Origin of the sequence: Rhizobium sp. GR12 (assembly GCF_036596185.1) — a bacterium.
Taxonomy (GTDB): Bacteria; Pseudomonadota; Alphaproteobacteria; order Rhizobiales; family Rhizobiaceae; genus Agrobacterium; species Agrobacterium nepotum.
Genome location: NZ_JASXTH010000002.1, coordinates 423,981 through 449,668, shown reverse-complemented (window position 1 = coordinate 449,668; position 25,688 = coordinate 423,981). Strand labels below are relative to the sequence as shown.

Annotated in this window: 28 protein-coding genes and 3 tRNA genes; 19 read left to right on the top strand and 12 right to left on the bottom strand. The window is 57.3% G+C overall.

Features of this window, described 5'->3' with window-relative positions:
- Nucleotides 1-274 precede the first annotated feature (274 nt).
- Nucleotides 275-877 (top strand): J domain-containing protein, encoded by a 603-nt coding sequence (locus tag QSK43_RS05180; protein WP_332302527.1) that lies wholly within the window; start codon nt 275-277, stop codon nt 875-877.
- A gap of 18 nt (nt 878-895) precedes the next feature.
- On the opposite strand, the gene QSK43_RS05175 is transcribed toward QSK43_RS05180, so the two are convergent.
- Together QSK43_RS05175 and QSK43_RS05170 are read right to left on the bottom strand one after the other, a co-directional pair.
- Nucleotides 896-1,465 (bottom strand): DUF922 domain-containing Zn-dependent protease, encoded by a 570-nt coding sequence (locus QSK43_RS05175; protein ID WP_442967784.1) that lies wholly within the window; start codon nt 1,463-1,465, stop codon nt 896-898.
- A gap of 185 nt (nt 1,466-1,650) precedes the next feature.
- The gene (locus QSK43_RS05170; RefSeq protein ID WP_332302525.1) at nt 1,651-2,106 is read right to left on the bottom strand and encodes a PRC-barrel domain-containing protein; all 456 of its coding nucleotides are present in this window, start codon (nt 2,104-2,106) and stop codon (nt 1,651-1,653) included.
- Between the two features lie 141 nt (nt 2,107-2,247).
- Between QSK43_RS05170 and QSK43_RS05165 the strand changes: the two genes are divergently transcribed.
- Nucleotides 2,248-2,676: a DUF1801 domain-containing protein gene (locus tag QSK43_RS05165; protein WP_332302524.1), complete on the top strand. Its 429-nt coding sequence runs from the start codon at nt 2,248-2,250 to the stop codon at nt 2,674-2,676.
- A 98-nt stretch (nt 2,677-2,774) separates the two neighbouring features.
- Here the strand turns inward: QSK43_RS05165 and QSK43_RS05160 are convergent, their stop codons facing one another.
- The 3 genes from QSK43_RS05160 to uvrB form a co-directional block, all read right to left on the bottom strand.
- Nucleotides 2,775-3,290, bottom strand: a complete 516-nt coding sequence (locus QSK43_RS05160) for a hypothetical protein (protein WP_332302523.1) — start codon at nt 3,288-3,290, stop codon at nt 2,775-2,777.
- A 3-nt stretch (nt 3,291-3,293) separates the two neighbouring features.
- Nucleotides 3,294-4,655 carry an HD domain-containing protein gene (locus QSK43_RS05155; protein ID WP_332302522.1) on the bottom strand — a complete coding sequence of 454 codons (1,362 nt, stop codon included), beginning with the start codon at nt 4,653-4,655 and terminating at the stop codon, nt 3,294-3,296.
- A gap of 101 nt (nt 4,656-4,756) precedes the next feature.
- The gene (gene uvrB / locus QSK43_RS05150) at nt 4,757-7,729 is read right to left on the bottom strand and encodes an excinuclease ABC subunit UvrB (protein WP_332302521.1); all 2,973 of its coding nucleotides are present in this window, start codon (nt 7,727-7,729) and stop codon (nt 4,757-4,759) included.
- A gap of 247 nt (nt 7,730-7,976) precedes the next feature.
- Between uvrB and QSK43_RS05145 the strand changes: the two genes are divergently transcribed.
- Nucleotides 7,977-8,330, top strand: a complete 354-nt coding sequence (locus QSK43_RS05145) for a DMT family protein (RefSeq protein WP_332302520.1) — start codon at nt 7,977-7,979, stop codon at nt 8,328-8,330.
- Between the two features lie 64 nt (nt 8,331-8,394).
- Here the strand turns inward: QSK43_RS05145 and QSK43_RS05140 are convergent, their stop codons facing one another.
- On the bottom strand, nt 8,395-8,778 hold the full coding sequence (locus QSK43_RS05140) for a winged helix-turn-helix transcriptional regulator (RefSeq protein ID WP_332302519.1): 384 nt from the start codon (nt 8,776-8,778) through the stop codon (nt 8,395-8,397).
- A 155-nt stretch (nt 8,779-8,933) separates the two neighbouring features.
- Between QSK43_RS05140 and QSK43_RS05135 the strand changes: the two genes are divergently transcribed.
- Together QSK43_RS05135 and QSK43_RS05130 are read left to right on the top strand one after the other, a co-directional pair.
- Nucleotides 8,934-9,545: an NAD(P)-dependent oxidoreductase gene (locus QSK43_RS05135; protein WP_332302518.1), complete on the top strand. Its 612-nt coding sequence runs from the start codon at nt 8,934-8,936 to the stop codon at nt 9,543-9,545.
- A 12-nt stretch (nt 9,546-9,557) separates the two neighbouring features.
- A complete protein-coding gene (locus QSK43_RS05130; RefSeq protein WP_332302517.1) occupies nt 9,558-10,034 on the top strand; it encodes a nuclear transport factor 2 family protein in 477 nt (158 codons plus the stop codon).
- 69 nt (nt 10,035-10,103) lie between these two features.
- On the opposite strand, the gene QSK43_RS05125 is transcribed toward QSK43_RS05130, so the two are convergent.
- The 5 genes from QSK43_RS05125 to rlmB all read right to left on the bottom strand — a co-directional run bounded on the left by QSK43_RS05125 (nt 10,104) and on the right by rlmB (nt 13,970).
- Nucleotides 10,104-11,468: a PepSY-associated TM helix domain-containing protein gene (locus QSK43_RS05125; RefSeq protein ID WP_332302516.1), complete on the bottom strand. Its 1,365-nt coding sequence runs from the start codon at nt 11,466-11,468 to the stop codon at nt 10,104-10,106.
- A gap of 48 nt (nt 11,469-11,516) precedes the next feature.
- On the bottom strand, nt 11,517-11,933 hold the full coding sequence (locus QSK43_RS05120) for a DUF2946 family protein (protein ID WP_332302515.1): 417 nt from the start codon (nt 11,931-11,933) through the stop codon (nt 11,517-11,519).
- 82 nt (nt 11,934-12,015) lie between these two features.
- The gene (locus QSK43_RS05115) at nt 12,016-12,609 is read right to left on the bottom strand and encodes a hypothetical protein (protein ID WP_045023881.1); all 594 of its coding nucleotides are present in this window, start codon (nt 12,607-12,609) and stop codon (nt 12,016-12,018) included.
- Between the two features lie 5 nt (nt 12,610-12,614).
- The gene (locus QSK43_RS05110) at nt 12,615-13,007 is read right to left on the bottom strand and encodes an acyl-CoA thioesterase (RefSeq protein ID WP_045023883.1); all 393 of its coding nucleotides are present in this window, start codon (nt 13,005-13,007) and stop codon (nt 12,615-12,617) included.
- 75 nt (nt 13,008-13,082) lie between these two features.
- Nucleotides 13,083-13,970, bottom strand: coding sequence for a 23S rRNA (guanosine(2251)-2'-O)-methyltransferase RlmB (gene rlmB / locus QSK43_RS05105; protein WP_332302514.1), 888 nt, complete (start codon nt 13,968-13,970; stop codon nt 13,083-13,085).
- 209 nt (nt 13,971-14,179) lie between these two features.
- Here rlmB and QSK43_RS05100 point away from each other — a divergent pair.
- From QSK43_RS05100 to QSK43_RS05085, 4 genes are all read left to right on the top strand, one after another.
- A tRNA-Tyr gene (locus QSK43_RS05100) sits at nt 14,180-14,264 on the top strand.
- 26 nt (nt 14,265-14,290) lie between these two features.
- A tRNA-Gly gene (locus tag QSK43_RS05095) sits at nt 14,291-14,364 on the top strand.
- A 271-nt stretch (nt 14,365-14,635) separates the two neighbouring features.
- Nucleotides 14,636-16,486 carry an ABC transporter ATP-binding protein gene (locus QSK43_RS05090; RefSeq protein ID WP_332302513.1) on the top strand — a complete coding sequence of 617 codons (1,851 nt, stop codon included), beginning with the start codon at nt 14,636-14,638 and terminating at the stop codon, nt 16,484-16,486.
- Nucleotides 16,487-16,638: 152 nt separating this feature from the next.
- On the top strand, nt 16,639-17,088 hold the full coding sequence (locus QSK43_RS05085; protein ID WP_045023888.1) for a hypothetical protein: 450 nt from the start codon (nt 16,639-16,641) through the stop codon (nt 17,086-17,088).
- Between the two features lie 1,111 nt (nt 17,089-18,199).
- Here the strand turns inward: QSK43_RS05085 and QSK43_RS05080 are convergent.
- Entirely contained in the window at nt 18,200-18,832 is a 633-nt protein-coding gene (locus QSK43_RS05080) for a TerC family protein (RefSeq protein WP_332302512.1), read from the bottom strand.
- Between the two features lie 431 nt (nt 18,833-19,263).
- Between QSK43_RS05080 and tuf the strand changes: the two genes are divergently transcribed.
- The 10 genes from tuf to QSK43_RS05030 all read left to right on the top strand — a co-directional run bounded on the left by tuf (nt 19,264) and on the right by QSK43_RS05030 (nt 25,674).
- Complete coding sequence (tuf, locus tag QSK43_RS05075) at nt 19,264-20,439, top strand: elongation factor Tu (protein WP_332302506.1); 1,176 nt, start codon at nt 19,264-19,266, stop codon at nt 20,437-20,439.
- Between the two features lie 386 nt (nt 20,440-20,825).
- The gene (locus tag QSK43_RS05070; protein WP_332302511.1) at nt 20,826-21,596 is read left to right on the top strand and encodes a glycosyltransferase; all 771 of its coding nucleotides are present in this window, start codon (nt 20,826-20,828) and stop codon (nt 21,594-21,596) included.
- Nucleotides 21,597-21,876: 280 nt separating this feature from the next.
- Nucleotides 21,877-21,952 (top strand) — tRNA-Trp (locus tag QSK43_RS05065).
- Between the two features lie 183 nt (nt 21,953-22,135).
- Nucleotides 22,136-22,336, top strand: coding sequence for a preprotein translocase subunit SecE (gene secE / locus QSK43_RS05060; protein WP_042618546.1), 201 nt, complete (start codon nt 22,136-22,138; stop codon nt 22,334-22,336).
- A gap of 23 nt (nt 22,337-22,359) precedes the next feature.
- Nucleotides 22,360-22,890, top strand: a complete 531-nt coding sequence (gene nusG, locus QSK43_RS05055) for a transcription termination/antitermination protein NusG (protein ID WP_045024951.1) — start codon at nt 22,360-22,362, stop codon at nt 22,888-22,890.
- A 146-nt stretch (nt 22,891-23,036) separates the two neighbouring features.
- Nucleotides 23,037-23,468, top strand: a complete 432-nt coding sequence (gene rplK / locus QSK43_RS05050; protein WP_045024949.1) for a 50S ribosomal protein L11 — start codon at nt 23,037-23,039, stop codon at nt 23,466-23,468.
- 2 nt (nt 23,469-23,470) lie between these two features.
- Entirely contained in the window at nt 23,471-24,166 is a 696-nt protein-coding gene (gene rplA, locus QSK43_RS05045; protein ID WP_045024947.1) for a 50S ribosomal protein L1, read from the top strand.
- Between the two features lie 358 nt (nt 24,167-24,524).
- A complete protein-coding gene (gene rplJ / locus QSK43_RS05040) occupies nt 24,525-25,043 on the top strand; it encodes a 50S ribosomal protein L10 (RefSeq protein ID WP_045024945.1) in 519 nt (172 codons plus the stop codon).
- Nucleotides 25,044-25,102: 59 nt separating this feature from the next.
- Nucleotides 25,103-25,477 carry a 50S ribosomal protein L7/L12 gene (gene rplL / locus QSK43_RS05035; RefSeq protein WP_045024943.1) on the top strand — a complete coding sequence of 125 codons (375 nt, stop codon included), beginning with the start codon at nt 25,103-25,105 and terminating at the stop codon, nt 25,475-25,477.
- A gap of 29 nt (nt 25,478-25,506) precedes the next feature.
- Entirely contained in the window at nt 25,507-25,674 is a 168-nt protein-coding gene (locus tag QSK43_RS05030; protein ID WP_332302510.1) for a hypothetical protein, read from the top strand.
- Nucleotides 25,675-25,688: the final 14 nt, after the last annotated feature.

Below are 25,688 nucleotides of genomic sequence, written 5' to 3'. Positions count from 1 at the left end.
GAAGGTGGCGTCCATGATTCGATATGTTTTACCGGCGCTTTCCACAATTTTGTCCTGCCTGTCACTATAGTCGCCTTGGGTCCGACAAATTTCGGTATCAAGGGCTTTTCCGTCGGTCGCGATGCAGCATGTCGCAAGGCTTTTGTGTGGGCTTTGGCGGTTAAACTGCGGCGGCGGGGTGCCGTGCGGACCGATTTGGCCTATGATCCGCGCGCATGCCGCTCGGCAATAGCGGATGGTACGCGGGTAACAGGTTGCGTTTGAAGGTGTTTTTGTGATCGATCCTTATGTTTTGCTTGGCGTGGAGCGCGATGCCGACGAGGCGGCGATCAAGTCGGCCTATCGGAAGGTCGCCAAGGCGGCCCATCCCGACAGCGGCGGCGATACCGACCAATTCGCACGCCTGCAAACGGCTTATGAGCTTTTGAAGGATCCGGTGCGCCGCAGGGTGTTCGACGATACCGGTTACGATCCGCAGCTTGCTGACGCCAAGGACCTGAAGGGGCTGCTGATGCTGGAAACGCTTGTCAACGAATTCATTCTGGACGAGCGCGAACCCGGTAGTTTTGACCCCGTGGCCGCCATGCGCCGCAAGCTGACCGACGATATTCTGAAAAGCCGGTTTCATATTCTCGAGCTCGAACGGCACCGCACGCGGGTTCGCAAACATATGGACCGGCTGGGCAGGAAGCCGGAGACGGACGTGCTGAGTTCCATGCTGCGCGCCCGCAGCCAGTCCATCGCCGAAGCTATCCGCAATGCGGAATCCCAGATCGAGGCGATCGAGCAGGCCTATACGATGCTGGAAGGTTACTCCTATGAGCTGGAGAGCATATCGCTTTCCGAACCCTTGCTGAAAGGCGAGGCGGCGGAGTAGCCGTTTTCGCTGAGGTTTTCAGGGACCGTTGACCAGCGCCAGAATAAGCTGGTGCACGCGGCCGCCGGGAGAGAGCTCGTCGCGGTCGAAATCGCGACCGCGCTGGCGCTGCTCGTTGGAAAGCTCGCCCAGTCGCTGCTGCAGAACCACACGGACCTGCTGGCATTTCGGATCGTTTTCCGCCCTTAAACCAGTGCTGAAGGCTTCGATCTTCCGCACCATGTCGAGAATGTGTTCGCCGTGCACGCGCTCATGGGTTTCCACGCCGGAAATGAAGGTCTTCCAGCTGGCGGCGACAGCAGGCGGCAATCTGGCCGGCGCTTTCGGCCAGGTATAGATGATGGTGAGATTGGGCCGTGCCGTGGCCAGCACGCAGGCGCCATCCGGCTGCGGGCGATAATCCCGCCGCCATGTCAGCTTGAAGGTGGTGTGGGCGATGGCCTGCACGCCGGCGGTCGGGCCGCGCTCACCGATGGACTGGTAGAGCGTCTCGCCGGTATCACCGCTGATGGCATAGGTCTTTATCTGCTCGGCGGGTTTCCAGACGGTCGATTGCGCTGAAAGCGGAAGGGCGCTCAGCAGCAGCATGGCGGCGCTGGCGGCGATGGAAGAGGGAGTGTTGGCGGGCACGCATCGATCCTTGTGTTGCGCACCGAAGATAGGCGAGAGGCTGGCTGCAAGGCAAGGGTCGTGAAAGGCACGCGGCCGGGCATTTCACACACGAAAAACCCCCGCGACGGATCGCGGGGGCAAGCTTGCGACCGAAGGGGAGATCAGTCGTCCAGCTTGTCGTAGTCGAGCTTGGGCGCGTTTTGCAGCGCTTCCTTGTTGGTGTCGACATAGGCCTTCCAGGTGCCGTTGTCGTTGTGGACCGCGACGGAGGACGGATCGAGCACCACATAACTCTTGTCGATGCCGAGGAAGCCGCCAACGCTGGCGACAAGGCCGATCACCGATTTGCCATCGCCGATGACGACGTCCTCGATCTCGCCGATATTTTCGTTCTGGGCGTTATAGATATCCAGACCGTCGAGCTGGGAGGCGGTGAGATCGGTTTTCTGGACATTCACGAACTTCAGCGGGCCGTTGGCCTTGGTGCCCATGGTGATGCCCGGACCCGACAAAGCGGCATCGGCGCCAGCAGCGGGGGCGGTGGTTGCCGTCTGTGCAAATGCCACGGAAGAGGAGAACGCTGCTGCGGCAGCGAGTGCGATGACATTGATTTTCATGATGTTTCTTCCCTTTGTATGCTGAACATTGCGTTCGGGAAAGAAACGATGACAGATGGATTTTGTTCCCCGTGGGATGACGCGAAAATTTGGTCTATGCTGGCATCGGGAGCGCTGGTGCGGTGAAATCGGGAGGACGTTATGGCAAAAAACACGGTGAGCAAGGATGCGGAAGAGACCGCGCCATCGGTTCTCATTGACCGTAAAATTGCGGAACTTGGCGACTGGCGGGGCGATATGCTCGCCCGCATCCGGGCGCAGATCAGGAAGGCCGATCCTGACGTAACGGAAGAGGTGAAATGGCGCGGCGTGCCCGTCTGGGAGCATGCCGGCATCCTCTGCACCGGCGAAACCTATAAGAACGCGGTGAAGATGACGTTTGCCAAGGGCGCGTCGCTGGACGACCCGGCGGGCCTGTTCAATTCGAGCCTTGAGGGCAATACGAGACGGGCGATCGATTTTCACAAGGGGGATGAGATCGATGAGGAGGCTCTGGTGGCGCTCATTCGGGCTGCGGTGGCGTTGAATGTGACGGGGAGGGCGGGGAAAAACACGTTGCGTGGCTCCTAATCCCGCAATTGCAAAAATGTTCCAAGCTTCAGCTATGTTTTCAATTCGTCTTGTACCACATCTCAAAGATCTTCGTTTATTATTCCAACATCACAATTCTAATGGTTTGGGCTCAAGCCAAGTTCGTCGAGTAGGCGTAGCGCTTCACGAATGTTTTCCTCGGAGGCTTTGGCGGACTTTCGCTTTTTTAGCTCGTTTTTCCAATCGTGTACCTTCTCTTCATGTCGCAACCATTGAATCGTTGCGGCCAATTCGATTACGACAGAGGTCGTACTTTTCATAGATTTTATATATTTTTTTGCAGTCGCCATAGGAATATCACCTACGCGATCAGTGGGGGCACCATTCTTTGGAGGTTCCAAATCAAAAACGCTGTATGAGGCGCCAAATTGTGTTTCTGCGATGGTCTCACAAAGGCGTCCGTCTAGTAATTGCGCAAAGTCAATTTCATTGGCCAGCGTTTCAGAGTATGGGCCGTAATGATAATATGAGAAGCGGATTCCGCTATTTAGACCCAGTTTTTCCAAAAGATAGAAAACCTTTTGAACGCGAATCCTACCGATAATCTTGTTATCCGCAGCCTCAAAAACCGCGTAAATAAGAGATTTATCCACTTTTTATCTCCCGTTCATTGCCTTCTCAGCCTCGTTCCGATCTTCGGCGGTGAAAAAATAATACCGGACGAGTCTCTTCTTTTTGGTTAACAAGGTGCTGATTATCGTATCCGGAAAATCTACGATCTCTTTGGGATTCCCTGCTCCATCTTGCACCATAATGGTCTTGTGCATTTTTTCCGATTCGCCGCCAGAGCGTGAATAGAGATTATAAGGAGGCTCATCCTTGAACGCATCAATTCCAATGCGATCACCTATATGATGATCTATGCGCCGAATCGCATTAGCGACCAATTGATCATCAGTATATTGTGCAGAAATATCCAGCACATGCAAATGTTCACGATCCAATAATTTTCTCGCGTATTCGCGTGCTTTTTGATGGTTGCCTCTCGATATGTCTCCAATTACACCCCAGACTAACATGTCGTCTAGTTGACTATAGTTCTCCAGTGTCGCATTTTCACGAAGAAATTTTATCAATGGATTGTTTGAATCTATGCCAATTTCTTCTGTGGGTATATCTTTGTTGCCAATAATTAATATCAACGCGGACAGTAGTTTTTCGAATCCTCGCGTCGTTTTGTGAAGATAAACTTGCGTATACAGTCGATATCGTGCAAGCAAAAAATCTTCTGCTGCTTGCCTTCCTTTTGCTTTAAAGACAAAAGTGGGAACTCTAATGGGTTGATCATCGTCTTGCGCCACGAGGACATCATGTTTGGCAAGGTTATCAATAAGCCATTGTTCGTCAATCGAGCCAGTTTTCGTGCCAGTCATATATCTATCACGAACAAGGAAGTCCAATCTATCAGCGTCAAAAGAACTGGAGACAACGGCGTGATAAAAATCCACAGGATCATCGCTCTCCAAAATAGATGCAACCTTCTCTGATAATCCCTCTTCAAAATTATCAAGTATTTTTCTAATTTTTCCCTTTTGGTTTCTGATGATGTTTGCCGAGAATTTTTCGTGCTTCTCTACTGGCCCCAAATTATATCGTTCTGATAACGTTTCTCTAGCACCTTCGAATGTGTGGCTGAACGGGCCGTGCCCAACATCATGCAATAATGCAGCAATAAGGATTTCATCTGACCTTTGAGAAAGAAAACCTTTGCCTTCTTCTCTTTTCACTACTTCCATCAATCGTCTTGCGTTGTGATAAACGCCGATAGAGTGCGCAAATCGGGTATGTGTTGCGCTTGGAAAAATGAACTCTGACATCCCAAGTTGTCTTATTCTCCGGAGACGCTGAAATTCTGGCGTGTCTATCAATTGCCATGCTAATTGATCTATTGGATTGTTTTGTTCAAAAACGATTAGGCCGTGTATCGGATCGCGAACGCGCTGCTTTTGATTACTCATTTTTTGCCTACATTTTCGAATCAGAAAAGTATTTCTTATAAGAAATAGTAGAGAAAAAAAGTATTCAAAGACAATAATTCCATTTGTTGGGAGGTGGAAATCTAACTCCCCGGCCGTCCAGTCTTCCCCTTCGTCCGGCTTTTGCGCTTCTGCTCACCGGGGTCCTCATAAGACCCCGCGCCGATCTTGCCGCGCACAAGCGGTCTCGGATCGTCCTTGGCGCGTTCGGGCTGGCTTTCCGGCTGCGACGAGAAATGCTTGCCGGATTCTTCCGGCTTGCCGGGAACGTCGCCGCGCACGGGTTTTTCCGTGCGGCCAACGGTCATCTCGTCCAGCGTGTTCCTGCGGAACAGCGGCTTGCCCGCGTCGGCGCCGGGACCCATTTCATCCAGTGAAGGTTTGGCGAAGAGGGATTTTTCGTTTGCGGTAGCGGCGCCCCCCTCTGTCCTGCCGGACACCTCCCCCTCAAGGGGGGAGATCGGCCCGCGGCGGGCGCTCGTACTGCTTTTCTTGGCTTTTCCGCCGCCTTCGATGGCGCGTGCTTCTTCTTTCGCCATGGGGTCGTCCATGGTGGCGAGTTCGGCGGCCTTGAGGCGTTTGATCTCGTCGCGCAGGCGGGCGGCCTTTTCGAAATCGAGGTCGGCTGCGGCATCGCGCATGGATTTTTCCAGCGCGTTGAGATGGGACTGGAGATTGTTGCCGACCAGATGGCCGCCATCGGCGAAGCCCTTGCCGGAAGCGCCTGATATATCGGCCCTTACGTGATCCCGCTCATAAACTGAATTAAGAATGTCGGAGATCTTGGCCTTGACCGATTCCGGCGTGATGCCGTGTTCGGTGTTGTAGGCCATCTGCTTCTCGCGGCGGCGGGAGGTTTCTTCCATTGCCCGCTTCATCGAGCCGGTGATGTTGTCGGCGTAGAGGATGACCTTGCCGTCGACGTTACGGGCGGCGCGGCCGATGGTCTGGATCAGCGAGGTCTCTGAACGCAGGAAGCCTTCCTTGTCGGCATCGAGGATCGCCACGAAACCGCATTCGGGAATATCGAGGCCCTCGCGCAGAAGGTTGATACCGACAAGCACGTCGAAAGCGCCAAGGCGCAGATCGCGGATGATCTCGATGCGTTCCAGCGTGTCGATATCCGAGTGCATGTAGCGCACGCGAACGCCCTGTTCGTGCAGATATTCGGTCAGGTCCTCGGCCATGCGTTTCGTCAGCACGGTGCAGAGCGTGCGATAGCCCTTGGCGGCGGTCTCGCGGATTTCGCCGAGAACGTCGTCCACCTGGCTGCGGGCGGAGCGCACCTCCACCGGCGGATCGATGAGGCCTGTCGGGCGGATGACCTGTTCGGCAAAGACGCCGCCAGCCTGTTCCATTTCCCACGAGCCGGGGGTGGCCGAAACCGCCACCGTCAGCGGCCGCATCGCGTCCCATTCCTCGAAGCGCAGCGGCCGGTTGTCCATGCAGGAGGGCAGGCGGAAGCCATATTCGGCCAGCGTCGCCTTGCGCCTGAAGTCGCCGCGATACATGCCACCGATCTGGCTGACTGAGACGTGGCTTTCGTCGATGAACAGCAGCGCGTTGTCGGGGATGTACTCGAACAGCGTCGGCGGCGGCTCGCCGGGGTTGCGGCCGGTGAGATAACGCGAATAGTTCTCGATGCCGGCGCAGGAGCCGGTCGCTTCCAGCATCTCGATATCGTAGCGGGTGCGCTGCTCAAGCCGCTGGGCTTCGAGCAGGCGTCCGGCCTTTTCCAGTTCGGCGAGGCGGACCTTCAGCTCTTCCTTGATCGACTTGATCGCGCCGTTCAACGTCGGGCGCGGGGTGACGTAGTGCGAATTGGCGTAAATCTTGACGGATTGCAGGTCGCCGGTTTTCTGGCCGGTCAGCGGGTCGAATTCGGTAATGGAATCGATCTCGTCGCCGAACATCGAGATGCGCCAGGCGGCATCCTCAAGGTGGGCGGGGAAGATTTCGATGGTGTCGCCGCGCACGCGGAACGAACCGCGCTGGAAATCCATGTCGCGCCGCTTGTATTGCTGGGCGACAAGGTCGGCCAGAAGCTGGCGCTGGTCTAGCCGGTCGCCCACCTGCATCTGGAAGGTCATGGCCGTATAGGTCTCGACCGAGCCGATACCGTAGATGCAGGACACCGAGGCGACGATGATGCAGTCGTCGCGTTCCAGCAGAGAGCGGGTGGCGGAGTGGCGCATCCGGTCGATCTGTTCGTTGATCGAGGACTCTTTCTCGATGAAGGTGTCGGAGCGCGGCACGTAGGCTTCCGGCTGGTAATAATCGTAGTAGGAGACGAAATATTCCACCGCATTGTCGGGGAAGAAGTTCTTGAATTCGGAATAGAGCTGCGCGGCCAGCGTCTTGTTGGGGGCGAGGATGACGGCTGGGCGCTGCGTCGCCTCGATCACCTTGGCCATGGTGAAAGTCTTGCCGGAGCCGGTGACGCCGAGCAGCACCTGGCTGCGCTCGCCGGAATTGATGCCCTCGACGAGATCGGCGATGGCCGTCGGCTGGTCGCCGGCGGGCTGGTATTCCGAAGTCATGCGGATGGCGACGCCGCCTTCGGATTTCGGCGGACGGGTGGGCCGGTGCGGCGTCCACATCTTGCCGTCCTTGAACAGCGGATTGCCGCTCTCGATCAGCGCCGATAGTGCCTCGACGGTGGCAGTGACGGCACCCGGCGCGAGGTTGGCGGCCTCTTCCAGAGAAACATCCATGCCTGCCACAGGGTTGAGACCGGCGGCGGCGCGGGTTTTCGGGTCACTCGATGCGCCGATGGAAACGCCACGCGAGGTTTTGGACGCGGTGGTGTTCTTCGCTGTCTTCGCGGCTGCTTTCTCGGCTTCCTTACGGGCCTCGATCTCGATCTTCTTGCGATGCTTGCCAGCTTTTGAAGCGACTTCGCGCTGGGTTTCCACCGAGCCGGCTTCGGCTTCCGCCTCCAACTGCTTTACCCAGTCGGCGACGCTGCCGCTGAGCGGCGCGCCTTCAAACGACGATTGCGGAGCTTCCTCGAAGCCGGAATTCGAGGGTTTGGAATTTTTAGGTGATCTTGCCATGCGCGAAATATGGAGGGAGTCACGCGCAAAGGGAAGGGGAGGCGACGAAAAAATGAGTACAAAAAGGCAACGAAGCGCCGAGAACAAAATTCGGCCTGATACGTCGCCTAGCGCCCGAATGTTGTCTCATGAAAGCCTGTTCCGTTTCAAGCAGCGGTAAGCTAAAGCAATTCAGGCGGGCGGAATGACGATTTCGTTTTCAGGCTGCCTTTTATGACATCCCTCCCTTCATCCTCCAGGATCCACCATGCCGTTCTCGATCAGCCCCGCCCACATCTGGCCTGTCCTGATGCTCGTTCTTTCCAATGTTTTCATGACCTTTGCCTGGTATGGGCATCTCAAGCACAAGGGCAGTGCGCTCTTTCTGGCGATCGTCGCAAGCTGGGGTATCGCCTTCTTCGAATACGTTCTCGCCGTGCCCGCAAACCGCATGGGATCGGAGGTCTATTCGACGGCGCAGCTCAAGACCATTCAGGAAGTCATAACGCTTGCGGTCTTTGCGCTGTTCTCGGTGTTCTGGCTGAAGGAAAGCATCACGTTCAACCATGTGATCGGTTTTGCGCTGATCGCTTTCGGCGCATCGTTCATCTTCCGGTCCTGATCGCCGCACGGCTTTTCCGACCGCCGTGGCGGGATCTTCGCCACGGCCGAGGGGAGCGGGGGTGTTACGATCCCGTGCCGCTGCCGGCATAGTGCAGCCGCGCCCTGCAAATGCCAACGTGGTTCTCGTCGGCCCATTGCACCAGCAATTGCATGGGCACCAGAAACGAACGGCCGAGATTGGTCAGTTCGTATTCCACGCGCGGCGGCACCTGCGCATAGAGCGTGCGGCGGATGAAACCGTCTTCCTCCAGCCGCTTCAGCGTGCGCGACAACATCTGCTTGGAAATATCGCCGATCTTGCGGTTCAGTTCGTTGAAGCGCAAAACGCCGCCCTGCAATGCCTCCAGAACCAGCAGGCTCCATTGATCGCCGATGCGATCCAGCACGTCGCGGATGGGGCAGGGCTGCTCGAAGGCAAAGATTTCTTTCGTTTGCGTGTCCGGCATTTTCCTCGCCCTCTCCATTTTCTTAACCCCGGCAGGTCATCGCCATGTGACCTGATCAGCGGCAGCTGACTTCTTGCGGTGGGGGTTGCGATACCATAGCTTTCGTCAGCGGTCTATTATCTAGACCAATAACGATACCGACAAAGGAAGAAGCTATGGCCAAAATCGCGCTCATCGGAGCCTCCGGCAATGCCGGATCCCGTATTCTGAAAGAACTTTCCGACCGGGGGCACAAGGTAACCGCGATCGCCCGCAATCCCGAAAAAATCGCCAGCCTGCCGAATGTCGTGGCAAAACAGGGCGATGTTTTCGATCAGGCGGGGCTTTCGAAACTGCTTGAAGGTCACGATGCCGTGATCAGTTCGGTGCACTTTACCGCCAGCGATCCTGTCACGCTCATCGAGGCCGTGCGCGCCTCCGGCGTTCCCCGTTATCTCGTGGTGGGCGGCGCCGGAAGCCTTGAAATCGCGCCGGGCCAGCGCGTGGTCGACCTGCCGGATTTCCCCGCCGCCTACAAGGTCGAGGCAACCAAGGGCGCGGAGTTTCTGGATCTGCTGAAACAGGAAAAGCAACTCGACTGGACCTTCCTGTCGCCATCCGCCGAATTCGTGCCGGGGGAAAGAACCGGAAAATTCCGCCTCGGCAAGGATGGCCTTCTCGGCAATGACCAAGGCAGCCGCATCTCCTTCGAAGATTATGCCATCGCGCTTGTCGATGAAATCGAGAAGCCGCAGCATTCCCGCCAGCGTTTCACCGTCGGTTACTGAGAGGTAGCACCCATGAATTTCCTAACACGTCGTCTCGCCATCGCCGCTCTCGCTCTCGTGCCCGCTCTGGTGGCCGCGCCGGTTCTGGCGGAAACCGCAAAACGCGATCTGGCCCAGGAAGAGGCCAATCGCAAACTGGTGATCGAGTTTTACGATACCGTCTTCAACAAGCACGAGGTAGCAAAGGGCGCCGCCGTGATCGTTGACAGCTACAAGCAGCACAATCCGATGGTGCCGGACGGCAAGGCGCCGTTCGTCGATTACTTCACCGGCTTCTTCAAGGATAATCCGCAGTCGAAAGCGCGGATCGTGCGCAGCGCCACGGATGGCGATCTGGTCTATCTGCATATTCATTCGACGGAAAAAGACGGTGATCGCGGCAGGGCCATCGTCGATATCTTCCGGGTCACCGATGGCAAGATCACCGAACATTGGGACGTGATCCAGGCCGTTCCGGAGACGGCTGCGAACAACAATACGATGTTCTGACGCAGCCTCTCGTCGCATTGCCGATAGCGAGGGTTACAGCCGGGATTTTCTCCCGGCTGCTTGCCGTTTTTAGAGCATGCGTCGCCTCTGGCGGTGCTGCACGATGAGATCCAGCGCCAGCATTGCCAGCAGGCTCGCGCCCACCAGCGGGAAAATGATGCCGCCGATGGCGAGCAAAGCGAGCAAGCCGCGCAAAACGCGTTTTTCCTGCGGCAAGGGCGGTACGCCGAGCGAGCCTTTCGGACGGCGCTTCCACCACATGATGCCGCCGGAAACGGCGAGCAGGACAATGCCGAAACAGGCCACCAGCAGGACGATCTGGTTGGCAAGGCCGAATTCTTGGCCCAGATGCACGTTGATGCCCCATTCCAGCGCCTTTCCAAGCGGACCGTAATCGGCGTAGCTCATATCGATCAGCGGCTCGCCGCTATATTGATCGAGGTGGATGACGCGCTGTTTCGTGAGATCGTCGGGATAGGCGGAGCCGCTGTAGACGCCCGACGATTTGGTGGGCAGGGCGATGGCATAACCGGCGGCAAGGCCCAGGGCGTCGAAACGCGCAATGGCGGCATCGATCCCGATCGGCTGGCTGCTGGTGGAAGCAATGGATTCCGGGATTTTCGCCTGTTCCAGTGACCAGCTGGTCTTGGCTATGTGATTGAGGTGGTCGTCCGACATCGGAACATCGGTGCGCACGCCCGCCGGATATCCGAAATTGCTGCCGTTCGCCCATTCATTGACCTTCCCGCCCCACACGCCCGACCAGGGCATGCCGGTAACAGCCAGGAAGACGATGAAAAAGCCGACGAAAATTCCGGTGACGGCATGGGTATCGCGCCAGAAGACACGCTTTTTCGGCGTGCCGCGCACGGTGACGACACCGCCGGTCTGTTTTCGCGGCCACCAGAGATAGATGCCGGTGGCGACGAGGAGAATGGACCAGCCGGCGGCGATCTCGATCAGATAACGGGCATAGGTGCCGAAATATTTCAGGCTGTGCAGGTAGCGGATCGTCCACATGACGGTGCCGCGATCCGGCAGGGAACCGGCAACCTGCGCCGTATAGGTATTGACGTAAACGGCGCGTTTTCCATCCGCCGTATTGACGGTGATTTCCGTCGAGGCGCCCGGATCGGCGGGTGTCGTATATTTGACCGCAGTGCCGGGAACGGCCGCAACCGCCGCCGCCACGATATCGGAGGGCAGTGCTTTTGGCGCGTTCTGCACCACCTCTGTGCGCTTCAGGTCCGAATGGATGAGATTGTCGAATTCGTCCCGGAAGAGATAGAGCGCGCCGGTGACCGAGAGCGATATCAAGAATGGCAGGACGAAGAGACCGGCGTAGAAATGCCAGCGCCACACGGCGCGGTAAAGGTTTACGGACGAGGAATGCGCAGGCGCGCGCTCACCCTCGAAAGAGGTCGTAACGGACATGGATGTCTCCGCGAGAAAGTCGATTTTCCGGCAGGGCCGGATAGCTGCTTACATTTGCGGAGTGGAAGGCGGCGCGCGTGGGCGCGATTCGAGATTGGGTGGCGATGGCGGCGAGGCCGCGTCGCGATCCAGAAAGATGATTTCGACCGGGGGAACGATACTGTCCGCCCGTTCGACGGGGCTGACCGGAAGAGCGGCGATGGTGGTCGAGGCGAGACGGCAGAGATTGCCGCAGCAACTGTCGGCGATCTTCCCCGCCGGATTTTGGGCCGGGTCCTGTTTACCGGAACCGCCTTCAGGCATATGGCTGGAGCAGATGATCTCATCAGCTGCAAGCGCGGCCATCGCCATGTTGCCGCTTGCCAGGCCATTGGCGAGGCCCTGCAGGAGAAAAAGCAGAACCGCCAGCGTGGCGATGGCGCCAGCCGAACTCCTGTCCTGCATTATCCTGCGAATGAATCCCATGCGAGCGGAATGTCATATTTTCCGCGAAATGTCACCGCGACACAATGACGAGAGGTGGGGACAACAGGCGGGCAGGCGTTCTTCAGGTCAGCAGGTCGTATGTGCGGAAAATCCAGGCGATCTGGTAGACCAGCGCGAACACCACGAGCAACTTGTGAAAACGGCGATTGCTGATGAACGCCGCCAGCGTGAACAGAATGACGTAAATAGCGGTACGGATGAGATATTCGGCGCCCAGTGAGGAGAGATAAGCCTGCCCCTTCAGCAGCGTATCGCCGATATCGGTGACGAAAAGTGCGGCCAGGAAGGCGAAGAACCAGCTTTTGCGGGAAAAGAAATAGTCTTCGTATCCCTTGTATTCCTTCATCTCTGTCGGAAACAGCAGCACGCACAGGAAATAGAACAGCGAGCAGAACAGGATGAGGAACAGGAACGCGCCGAAACCGAGGATGTGGCCGGTGGCGGAAAGCCGATGTTCCCACCACCAGAAATGCACCAGCATCAGAAACAGGAACGCCACCCAGCCGAGATGCAGGGGATAGATGTGTTCCTTCTTCGGGTGCTGGACGAAACCGGCAAGGCCGGTCAGCAGGCGTGCGAGGCTGAGGCCGACCACCATGCCCATGACGGCGCGGATATGCGAATAGGCTTCCGCGGCGTTGACTGCGGCCTCCATCGCACCTACTCCGCCGAAGGAATGGGCGTCGGTTGCCCGTTTTCGTCCATCGCCACCATGATGAAGGTGCCGGCGGTGACCTTTTCCAGCTTGTCGTAACGCGACCGCTGCGCCCAGGCCTCTACCGTCAGCGTGATGGAGGTACGGCCGAGACGGGCGATATCGGTATAGATGGACAGAGTGTCGCCGATCTTCACCGGCAGTTCGAAAGCCATTTCCTTGACCGCCGCCGTGACCACGCGACAGCGGGACCGTTCCGCCGCACGAATGCCGCTGGCCAAGTCCATCTGGGACATGACCCAGCCGCCGAAAATATCACCGGCCGGATTTGCGTCGGCCGGCATGGCGAGCGTCCGCAGCGTCAGTTCGCCGGTCGGTTTAATGGGCAGGTCGGTCATGTCGAGATTTGCTCCTTGCGAATGATAAAGCACAGCATGCGTTGTGCTTTGCTATTTCGCAAGGAAAGGTAAGCGTCAGGACGACGCTTTGCCCAGAAATTGCTGCGTTGCATAAAGGGCGATGGCCGCCGCATTCGACACGTTGAGCGATTTGATCTCGCCCGGCATGTCGAGACGGGCGAGCGCCGAGACGGTTTCGCGGGTCTTCTGGCGCAATCCCTTGCCTTCGGCTCCCAGCACCAGCGCGATCTTTGCGCCGCTGAAGGTCTGCTCGATGGGGGCGGGGCCTTCCGAATCCAGGCCGACCGAGAAGAAGCCGAGCTTGTGCAGCTCGCCCAGCGTATCGGCCAGATTGGTGATCTGGATATAGGGGATGAGTTCCAGCGCGCCGGATGCGGATTTCGCCAGCACGCCGGATTCCGTCGGGCTATGGCGGATGGTGGTGATGACGGCGCCGGCATTGAAGGCGACCGCCGAGCGCATGATGGCGCCGACATTATGCGGATCGGTGACCTGATCGAGCACGAGGATCAACGGGCTTTTCTTCAACGCGTCGAGCTTCTTGACCGGCAGCGGCCTGGTTTCCAGCATCACGCCCTGATGGATCGCCTCGGGGCCGAGTACCTTGTCGATATCCTGCGGCGAAACCATCTCGACCGGGAAGGGCTGGGCCTCCGCCTCGCCGATATCCAGGCGCGCAAAGGCATTCAGGGTAACCGACAGCTTGACGATCTGCCGTTCGGGATTGGAAAGCGCCGCACGCACGGTATGCAGGCCGTAAAGATGCACCTGATCCGGCGCAAGCTGTGGCGGCTTCCAGTCGTCCGCGCCGCGGTTCCGGCGCTTCTGCGGCTGCGGGGTTGGAATTTCGCCCCTCTCGCGTTTGGCGTCGCGCACGGCACGGCGCAGGGTGGCATAGTGCGTGTCGCGGGTGGATTTGTCGTTGGGATCGTCTTTGCTCATGGCGCCTTATATCTCCGGGAAGAGGCGTATACCAGCCCCCGCGATAATCCACAGGGCTGTAAAGATGTTTGAATTTTTTCCCGAAAATTCGTGAAACGGCGTGTTGACAGAAACGAACGAGGCCGTCATATACGCGCCACAGACGACGCAACGGCGCTTCGCCGGAGAGAAATCTGAAGAGCTTGGTCGCTCGATCCTAGCAGATAGCTGGAGGGATGCCCGAGTGGTTAAAGGGGACGGACTGTAAATCCGTTGGCTACGCCTACGTTGGTTCAAATCCAACTCCCTCCACCATTCTGCGCAGGATCGAAATCACCACCGCGGGTATAGCTCAATGGTAGAGCAGCAGCCTTCCAAGCTGAATACGCGGGTTCGATTCCCGCTACCCGCTCCAGCGATTTTTCCAATAAGATCAATGACGTCCAACACACGCTGATTTTTCAGCGTCGTTTTTTCCCGTGCGCAAAAGCATGCAGCGCGTTGATCTGCGCGCTCTACTTCATCCATGCGCGCGGCATTTCTGAGCAAGTGCCGAGCTTTGCACTCAGGTGCCGTGGCAGCGCCTCCCATTGTTTGCGATTGAGGTCGGGAGCGGCCCGTGGTTCCATGCCGGGTGCGTAGCTGATTCCTCCCCCGTAGATACCAAGTTGTGATCCGAGAGGCCCATGTCGATTTCAGATACGATATTCCGCCCTTTCGAGACGCTGATACGGCCGCTCGACATTCCTTTCCGCCCGCTGCCGTCGAAAGGCCCGGTCGCGGTGCTGCTGCATTTCATTTCGATGTTTCGCGGCGTTCTCATCGCTCTTGCCTTGTCGTCCATGGTTGTGGAAGCCATCAATCTGTCGATCATCTGGGGATTGTCCGTCATCGTCGATGGTGTGACGGCGCAGGGAGCGGCGGCTTTTCTGCGCAATGAATGGCTGCTGCTCACAATCCTCGGCGTGCTGATCTTCCCGGTCATGCCGATCGCGTCGTTCCTTCTCAATACGCTGAACTCGCATACACTCGGCATTGCAATGCCGGTTGCCATCCAGTGGCAGGGTCACAAGGCGGTGGAGCGGCAGGACCTCGCGTTTTTCCATGAGCTATACGCCGGGCAGGTGGCCTCGCGCCTCTCGCAGGTGTCGTCGGCCGTGCAGCAGCAGATCATCAACGCATTCCAGCTCGGACCGCGCTTTCTGCTGCAAATGGTCGGTTCGCTCGTTCTGCTCTGGACTTTGTCCTGGCAACTCGCGCTGCCGGTGTTGATCTGGATCGTGCTCAACGTCGTTCTCGCCGTCAAACTGGCGCCTGTCTTCACGGAGCGGTCGCGGCGGTCGGCAAAGCAGCGAAGCCTCGTCTCCGGTGCGATAACCGATCTCTACAGCAACATGCAGATGATCAAGCAGTTCGCCGCCGAAGACAGCGAGGCGGGAGCGATCCGTCGTATCCTGAACAAGTCGGTCCACACCCAGCACAAGGAGCAACGGGTCTACCGCATGTCCGAACTGGTCGTCGTTGCGCTCAACATGGCGCTGTGGCTGGCGATCCTGTCGGTCGGTTTTTCCGGTCTGGTGAAGGGTTTCATTACGGTCGGGGAATTTGTCGGCGCCGTCTATATTCTGCAACGGCTGTCGGGGCACACATTCACTTTCCTGCAGATGGGCCAGCAGATCTTTCAGGCGATAGGCACGATCAAGGACGCCATGCCTGTCATGACGACGCCGCCGACCATTACCGACAGGGAGGACGCCAAAGAGCTGACCGTATCGCTTGGAGAAATACACTTCGGCAATATCCGCTTCGCCTACAAGTCCGGCAAACCCGTGGTCGATGATCTGTCGCTCGTCGTTCGGGCCGGGGAGAAGGTCGGGCTTGTGGGATTGTCGGGTGCGGGAAAGACGACGCTGGTCAACCTGCTCCTGCGTTTCTACGACATTCAGGATGGGGCCATTCGTATCGATAATCAGGATATTCGCGATGTCACGCAGGCAAGCCTGCGCCGCAATATCGGAGTGATTGCCCAGGATGTTGCGCTGCTGCACCGTTCGGTGGGCGACAATATCCGCTATGGGCGGCCGGAGGCGATGCAGGATGAGATAGAGCAGGCGTCGAAAGTGGCGAAGGCCGACGCCTTCATTGCCGATCTGGCCGACAGCGAGGGGCGAACGGGATATGAGGCTTTTGTCGGAGATCGCGGTATCAAGCTCTCAGGCGGACAACGCCAGCGTGTCGCCATTGCCCGTGTGTTGTTGAAAGACGCTCCCATCCTCATTCTGGACGAGGCGACGTCCGCCTTGGACAGCGAATCCGAGGCGGCCATTCAGGACAAGCTCAATCTGGTGATGGAGGGCAAGACGGTGATCGCGATCGCGCATCGCCTTTCCACGATTGCCAGAATGGACCGGATCATCGTGCTGGATCACGGCCGGATTATCGAAGAAGGACGACCGGAAGAACTGATCGAACGGGGCGGATTGTTCGCCCGGCTCTGGAAACGCCAGACCGGGGGCTTTATTCCGGAAGACGAGTGATCGGGCGAATATTTTCATCGGTGTTGCGAGTAAAGCTTCAGGCGCCGTATGTTGCAATGCGTTCAAACCCTTGGTCCTTACTGCACTGCTCGTTGACAAGCGGAAAGCCCGGTCGGATAGTCTGCCGGCAATTATGCAAACGGGAGTCTTCAATGATTAACAGGGTTGTAATTCTCTCATCTTTAGCGCTGCTCGCGTCGGCGGCGTTTGTCTCCCCCGCAGCCGCACTCACCATGAAAGAGTGCAGCGTGAAGTACCAGGCGGCGAAAACCGACGGGTCCGCGAAAGATGTCAAATGGAACGACTATCGCGCCAAGTTCTGTGGCAGCGACGCTGCGGCTGAAGATGCTGCCGACGACAAGCAAGTCGCGGCTACAACCGACAAGGAACCCGCAAAAGCGACGGTAAGAGCCCCGAAGGGCGTCGCTTTTCCGAGTGCTGTCGATAAGAAATATTCAAGCGAGACCCCTGGAAAGGCCCGCCTGAAGACCTGCGTCGACTCCTATCACAAAAACAAGAATGACGGCACGCTCGGCGATCTGAAATGGATCCAGAAGGGTGGCGGTTATTGGAGCCTGTGCAACACGGCGCTGAAGAGCTGATACGGATCGGGGCGGCGGCTGATCGCCGTCGCCCCGACATCCTCGTGTCGTCCGCAACAGCTTCGGAAGGCGCGATGCGCTGATTCGGGCGGCTGGTGCCTGTTTCGTTACGTCCTGGAAAGGACGCGAGGCGTTTCCGTGCCCTCCGCAAATCCTGTCGGGTCAATCCTGCCGGTAAGGGCGGGATCTGTATTTTACAATTTTTGGGGCATTGTCAGGACAGGTTGCGGGCCTTGGATCAATCGCGGTGCGATGTGGAGCGGGGGCCGTGATGAATGCGCGTTCCCGTCTATCGGCGTTGTTTTGCCATGTCAGGCAACCCCGTTTTCGGGTGGGTGAAATCTGCGAATGGTTTGCGATTCAGCATCTTGATAGAAAGAGTTGATCTTGCGGTTTGATCCGCATCCAGCAATCAAACGGTTACGGCTGTTCCATAACGGCCGGTCGGCAATGTGGGCGGATGACCAGACGATTTCGAAACTACCTCACCGTACTGGTCATATCATTGCTGATGTGGGGGATGATTCTCGGCGTCGTTTATTGGCTGTTTCGATAGGTGCCGCGGCGGCCTCCGGATCGAATTAAAGTGCCGTGCGCGTATATCAGGTGCAGCCCTGAAGGAGCGGCGGCAGGGCGGTTTTAAAACCTTGCCATGCCGCCGGTCAGCGTTGGATTGTGCGCTTGACGCGTTCAGCCAAGAACGAGCGCCGCAAAAAGCGCCAGCAGGATGAGAGAGCTTGTAACAGCGCCCAGTTTCATCCGGCGAAGGCGGCGGGTACGACCGCCGCTCCAGTCGTAAGCCATTGGCGGCTTTACCTTTCTTTTTATTATTATGACTTATGGACTAGCTCCCTAGGCTTGCCCGTGGCTGACCTCAATTACCAAAACCCATGGGCGAAAAATCGCGATTTCCTTGTCTTATCCGAATGTTGCAGCGGTTGCGGCGGCCGATTCTCCATGGCCGGCCCCGCCCGCCGGAGGCGGTTTTCGAGGCGGTGAAAACATGGTTGCGGCGCTGTTCGGGCGAGGGGCCTAGGCACCCGTATGTCACGAAAAAAGCCCGGAAACCTGCGTTTCCGGGCTTTTCGTGAAGGTGTAGCGACAGGCGGTTTCAGCCCAGATAGGCTCTGACGTAAGGCAGGACCTCGATCACGCCATGGTAAAGCATGTTGAGCGCCACATAGATGATGACCATCAGGCCGAGATAGGAAATCCAGCGATAGCGGTGCAGCAGCTTGGCGACGTAGTTGGCGGCGAGGCCCATGAGGGCGATCGAAACGACGAGGCCGATTATCAGCACCGTTACATGATCCTGCGCGGCGCCGGCGACGGCCAGGACGTTATCCAGCGACATGGATACATCGGCGATGACGATCTGGGTCGCGGCCTGAAAGAAGGTCTTGTGACCCTTGGTGAGGTCAGCCTCTTCGTCCGTTACCTCGTCTTCGATGGAGCCTGCGGCATCGCGCAGTTCCGACCACATCTTCCAGCATACCCAGGCCAGCAGAAGTCCGCCGAACAGTTGCAGGCCGACGATGGAAAGAAGTTGGACGGTGACGGCGGCGAAACCGATGCGCAATACGGTCGCGGCGATGATGCCGACCAGGATCGCCTTGCGGCGAAGATGCGCGGGAAGACCGGCGGCGGCAAGGCCGATGACGATGGCGTTGTCGCCCGCAAGAACAAGATCGATCGCGATGACTTGCATGAATGCCGTGAAGCCGGCGGCTGTGAAAATTTCCATGGAACGGTCCTGAAACGGAATGAGAGGTCGCGCGGGAGAACGCGGCTGATCAATATGTGACGTGAGGTGATGCGCCGGGCGCATCGTTCCGCTCGCCCGTCTCCCCCCGGCGATGAAATTTCCTTAAGCCATGATGCCGGTCGAGGTAAAGAAGTTGTGATAAAGAAAAGCTTGTCAAGCGATCCGATTGTGCGAAGAGGGGTGCAGGATGGGGTTCTGTCGGCCTGCTCCTCCGTCCGCGCCGCCGCCAGGCTGAACCGCCTTTGAATATTGCAAAGAAAGCACCATATGTGCGCCTTGGGGCGCGCTGCGGACGCGCGCGAAGGCGCTTTAACAATTAAGTCTTGCGCATTCGCTTACAAAGCCTTAAACGGCGACACCAAACCGGCCCGCCCGGGGAAACTACTTCACGTTCACAGGAAGCAATTCACATGGCAAAGAGCAAGTTTGAGCGCAATAAGCCGCACGTCAACATTGGCACGATCGGTCACGTCGACCACGGCAAGACGTCGCTGACTGCTGCGATCACGAAGTACTTCGGCGAATACAAGGCGTATGACCAGATCGACGCTGCGCCGGAAGAAAAGGCGCGCGGCATCACCATTTCGACGGCGCACGTCGAATATGAGACGCCTGCTCGCCACTATGCCCACGTTGACTGCCCCGGCCACGCCGACTACGTCAAGAACATGATCACCGGTGCAGCGCAGATGGATGGCGCGATCCTGGTTTGCTCGGCAGCCGACGGCCCGATGCCGCAGACGCGCGAGCACATCCTGCTTGCTCGCCAGGTTGGCGTTCCGGCAATCGTCGTGTTCCTCAACAAGGTCGATCAGGTTGACGACGCCGAGCTTCTCGAGCTGGTTGAACTGGAAGTTCGCGAACTTCTGTCGTCCTACGACTTCCCGGGCGACGATATCCCGATCGTCAAGGGTTCGGCTCTTGCCGCTCTTGAAGATTCCGACAAGAAGATTGGTGAAGACGCGATCCGCGAGCTGATGGCCGCTGTCGACGCCTACATCCCGACGCCTGAGCGTCCGATCGACCAGCCGTTCCTGATGCCGATCGAAGACGTATTCTCGATCTCGGGCCGTGGTACGGTTGTGACGGGTCGCGTTGAGCGCGGTATTGTCAAGGTTGGTGAAGAAGTCGAGATCGTCGGCATTCGTCCGACGTCGAAGACGACGGTTACCGGCGTTGAAATGTTCCGCAAGCTGCTCGATCAGGGCCAGGCTGGCGACAACATCGGTGCTCTGGTTCGCGGCGTTACCCGTGACGGCGTCGAGCGTGGTCAGATCCTGTGCAAGCCGGGTTCGGTCAAGCCGCACAAGAAGTTCATGGCAGAAGCCTACATCCTGACGAAGGAAGAAGGCGGCCGTCATACGCCGTTCTTCACGAACTACCGTCCGCAGTTCTACTTCCGTACGACTGACGTGACCGGTATCGTTTCGCTGCCGGAAGGCACGGAAATGGTTATGCCTGGCGACAACGTCACCGTTGAAGTCGAGCTGATCGTTCCGATCGCGATGGAAGAAAAGCTGCGCTTCGCTATCCGCGAAGGCGGCCGTACCGTCGGCGCCGGCATCGTGGCCAGCATCGTCGAGTAATTTCGATAGACGGCGACTTCGCCGGATATTGAGGACGTAAATATAAAGCGGCGGTGCTCCGGCACCGCCGTTTTTTTTGTGAAAATCGTTTTTTACGTCAAGCTCGATGCTTGAAAATAAGAGGATAGTTTCTTACCCTCATGGCAGCAGTTGAGTGATTTTACCTGCATCAACTCTTATGTATGGCGGTGTATCTTCGGGGTTTATGCTATTTCTCTGCCTTTTAACGTCATTCCTGAGATTCTTGGGCATTTACCGCCCATGTTGCATGGCGGAGATGTGGCGAGTGTAACGGGTCTTTGCCTTAGGCCGCGAGCGTACTCAGCTGATGCCGAAGTATTCGGCGGGCTGTTCCCTTCCGAGACCACTCCTTCCGAGACAACTCTATGTCCGATTTAACTGTAGTGCTGACCAGTTGCCGCCGCCCCGATCTCCTCGTTGAGACGCTCGACAGCTTTTTCTCAACGAATGATTATCCGCTGCGCGAATTTATTATTATCGAAGATTCGGACGACGAAACGGTGCAAACGATACCGTCACGGTATCCGGAGCAACCGATTCGGGTCATTTTGAACGGCGTCAATATCGGGCAGCACCGCTCGATCGACAAAGCCTACTCGGAAGTTCAGACGCCCTACATTCTGCATCTGGAAGATGACTGGGCGTTTCCCGCCTCGCAGGTGGTAGGGAAGGGCATAGAGATACTGAAGCGGGATCCGCAGGTCGCGCTGGTGCAGCTCAGAACGGATGCCGACATGCCTCGGGACATCCATCGCATGCCGAATGCGTCGGGAGAGATTGCGTATTGGCGGATACCTCCGACTGCACATCGCGTCTGGCATAGTTTTACGTTCAATCCGACAGTGAAGCGGCTTTCAGACTATAGAAAGCTGCCGCAAGGTTATGCCGGTTTCAGGACAGAGGCCGAGATCAGCCTTCACTACAAGGAGGAGGGGGCAATCATGGCCTGGCTGGCCGGAACGGGCATCAGCCATTCGGGGTTTGGTCGCAGCAATTACGGCAGCAAGACCGGTCACGGTTTTCGCGGAATTTTAAAGAAACTCTCTCGCTTCTTTTCTATGGCGACGATTCGTAAATGGCGACGTTCAGCGGCGCGCCGTGCTGCTCATTTCAAGCGTAAGTATAGGCAACAGTAGCTTGTGAAGCCCGGCCGCAGCGCGCCCGAAACCTTGAAACATCAGGAATTATTGTTCGCCGGCATCGATCGTACTCGTTTGTCGCGACGGTGGCGGGCGGTGTTTATTGCGGTGAGTGCCTTTGATCATCGGGTCTGTCTCATGGCCAAAAAAACATGTCCACAAGCTTCGTAGATTATTCTGGAAGCGAACAAAAAGGGCTTGCCATTCTTTTCCCTGCGTCTTAAAGGAGCGCATACCGAATTGGCCAAGCGATTTTCTTAGCCGGTTACGGTGACGAAGGGGTATAGCTCAGTTGGTAGAGCGGCGGTCTCCAAAACCGCAGGTCGTAAGTTCGAGCCTTACTGCCCCTGCCACTTTCCATCCGCAAGCGCGGTTTTCGCTGCATGGCAGATGGTGCCGGGTTTCCGGCGAATTTCGCCGAATGTCGATTTCCTCTTGTTAAAAGCGGAATCGGTGTTTATGTAAGGTCAAAACAGACACGCGGTGCGTGGGGCTGACTAGTTCGGCTTTACGCGCCGTAATTGCGTGGGCAGTCAATGGCATCCAAAACCAATCCGTTTACGTTTCTGCAGCAGGTGCGCGCCGAAGCGTCAAAGATCACTTGGCCGTCGCGCCGCGAGACCATGATTTCGACGGCTATGGTGCTTGTGATGGTCATTTTTGCGGCTCTGTTCTTTTTTGCTGCTGACCAGCTCATCGGCTGGCTGCTTAGCCTCGTGCTGAGTGTCGGCCGGTAACGGATTGAACGGAGAATAAAAAAATGGCAGCGCGCTGGTACATCGTTCACGCATATTCAAATTTCGAAAAGAAGGTCGCCGAGTCGATCGAAGAAAAGGCTCGTCAGAAGGGTCTTAGTCATCTTTTCGAGAAAATCCTCGTCCCGACCGAAAAGGTCGTCGAGGTTCGTCGTGGCCGCAAGGTCGACAGCGAGCGCAAGTTCTTTCCGGGTTACGTGATGGTGCGCGCCGACCTGACGGATGAGGCTTATCACCTCATCAAGAACACACCGAAGGTAACGGGTTTCCTCGGTTCGGACAATAAGCCTGTTCCGATTCCGGATTATGAAGCCGACCGTATTCTCGGTCAGGTTCAGGAAGGTGTCGAGCGTCCGAAGTCTTCGGTTACGTTCGAGATCGGCGAGCAGGTTCGCGTTTCCGATGGTCCGTTCGCGTCGTTCAACGGCGTGGTTCAGGATGTCGACGAAGAGCGTTCGCGCCTGAAGGTGGAAGTTTCGATTTTCGGCCGCGCTACGCCGGTCGAGCTGGAATACAGTCAGGTCGAGAAGGTCTGACTGGAGGGGTGAAACCCCAAACCGCGTGGGAGGCAGGCTGACTCTTTAAGCCGGGGCAGCACACCGCACCACGCAACCGCAGCCGCCGGAGCGATCCGGCTAGAAGAGAAACCGGGCGACCGGTTTGAATTGAAAGGCAGAGAGAAATGGCTAAGAAAGTTGCAGGCCAGCTCAAGCTTCAGGTGAAGGCAGGGTCGGCCAATCCGTCCCCGCCGATCGGTCCTGCGCTTGGTCAGCGTGGCGTTAACATCATGGAATTCTGCAAGGCGTTCAATGCCGCCACGCAGGAAATGGAAAAGGGTATGCCGATCCCGGTCGTCATCACCTACTACCAGGACAAGTCCTTCACCTTCATCATGAAGCAGCCGCCGATGACGTATTGGCTGAAGAAGGAAGCAAAGATCACCTCCGGCTCCAAGACACCCGGCAAGGGTGCCAAGGTCGGCTCCATCACCAAGGCTCAGGTCAAGACGATCGCAGAAGCCAAGATGAAGGATCTGAATGCTGCCGATATCGAAGGCGCAATGGCAATGGTTGAGGGTTCTGCCCGCGCCATGGGCCTTGAAGTGGTAGGTTGATCATGACCAAGGTAGCAAAGCGCATTCAGAAGATCCGCGAAGGCGTGGATCCTAACAAGCTCTACGTTCTGACCGACGCCATTTCGATGGTCAAGGAACGTGCGATCGCCAAGTTCGACGAAACCGTTGAAGTTTCGATGAACCTCGGCGTTGACCCGCGTCATGCGGACCAGATGGTTCGCGGCGTTGTCAATCTGCCGAACGGCACAGGCCGTGACGTTCGCGTCGCCGTTTTCGCCCGTGGCGTCAAGGCTGACGAAGCCAAGGCCGCCGGCGCTGACATCGTCGGTGCGGAAGAGCTGGTTGAAATCGTCCAGGGCGGCAAGATCGACTTCGATCGTTGCATCGCGACCCCGGACATGATGCCGCTCGTCGGCCGTCTCGGTAAGGTACTCGGCCCGCGTGGCATGATGCCGAACCCGAAGGTCGGTACGGTGACGATGGATGTTGCCGGCGCCGTCAAGGCGTCCAAGGGCGGTGCTGTCGAATTCCGCGTCGAAAAGGCCGGTATCGTACATGCTGGCGTTGGCAAGGCTTCGTTCGATGCCAAGGCTCTTGAAGAAAACATCAAGGCTTTCGCCGATGCGGTCATCAAGGCAAAGCCGGCTGGCGCCAAGGGCAACTACGTCAAGCGTGTTGCCATCTCCTCGACCATGGGTCCGGGCGTCAAGATCGACCCTTCGTCGGTTTCGGCTTAATCAATTCTCGCGCTTCCCTATCGGGGAGCGTGACTAAAAGAATTTCCGGCTCTCAGGGAGCCGGAGATTTCCGGGGAAACCCGGAACTCCTGTCCGAGATTGTAGGCGGCCATTTCCCTCGGGGTCTGGCCTTAATCACTAAAGCCTGCATGAGACGGGTGAGGCTGGATTTGAGGCGTCTTTGGATGCCTGACTGTCCGGTTCGAACCTGGTGTGCCTGTGCCTGAAGCCGTTTACGGCGACAGAGCGGGGGACAGGATCCTCGAGCGTCGCTCGGGATCTTTGTAAAAGGTCCCTTGGGGCAAAGGCAAACCCGACGGGTTCACACTTATGTGGCCCCGTCTACTGGAGACAGACAGTGGAAAGAGCGGAAAAACGCGAATTCGTCACGGAGCTGAACGAAGTCTTCAAGGCTTCCGGTTCGGTTGTCGTGGCCCACTATGCTGGTGTCACCGTTGCGCAGATGAACGACTTCCGTTCGAAGATGCGCGCTGCCGGAGGCACCGTCAAGGTCGCGAAGAACCGCCTGGCCAAGATCGCTCTTCAGGGCACGGAGTCGGAAGGGATGACAAATCTCTTCACGGGTCAGACGCTGATTGCATACAGCGTCGACCCTATGACGGCTCCGAAAGTCGTCATGGATTTCGCCAAGACCAACGACAAGATCGTTGTTCTCGGTGGCGCCATGGGTACAACCACGCTCAACGCCGAAGCAGTCAAGTCGCTTGCGACCCTGCCTTCGCTGGACGAGCTGCGTGCAAAGCTGCTGGGCCTTCTCAATGCCCCGGCAACGCGCATCGCCACGGTTGTCGCAGCACCTGCAAGCCAGCTTGCACGGGTGTTCTCGGCTTACGCCAAGAAGGACGAAGCCGCTTAAGGCGGTTTTTCGCTGTAACTATTCAAACTGGTTCGAACTGAACAAAAGGAACTATCAAAATGGCTGATCTCGCAAAGATCGTTGAAGACCTCTCCACCCTGACCGTTCTGGAAGCTGCAGAACTGTCGAAGCTTCTCGAAGAAAAGTGGGGCGTTTCCGCCGCTGCTCCGGTAGCTGTTGCTGCTGCTGGCGGTGCTGCTGCTGCTGTCGTTGAAGAAGAAAAGACCGAATTCGACGTTGTCTTGGTTGACGCTGGCGCCAACAAGATCAACGTCATCAAGGAAGTCCGCGCTATCACGGGTCTCGGCCTGAAGGAAGCCAAGGACCTCGTTGAAGGCGCTCCGAAGGCTGTCAAGGAAGCTGTTTCCAAGGCTGAAGCTGCTGACCTCAAGAAGAAGCTTGAAGACGCAGGCGCCAAGGTCGACGTTAAGTAATCTTGCGATTGCTGGCGGGAAGGGGCTTCATGCCCCTTTCCGTCGTCATCGTTTTAAAACTTATTACCCAAAAGCCGCGTGAAAATGGCTTTTGGGTAATGGGTTCTTCAAGAGAATGGTTCCGAACCGGCTCATCTAGGCAATCCGGCCTGATCGATCTGGGATGTGGAACGAGATTGATGACACCCATTGCTTGACGGGATCGACTGGC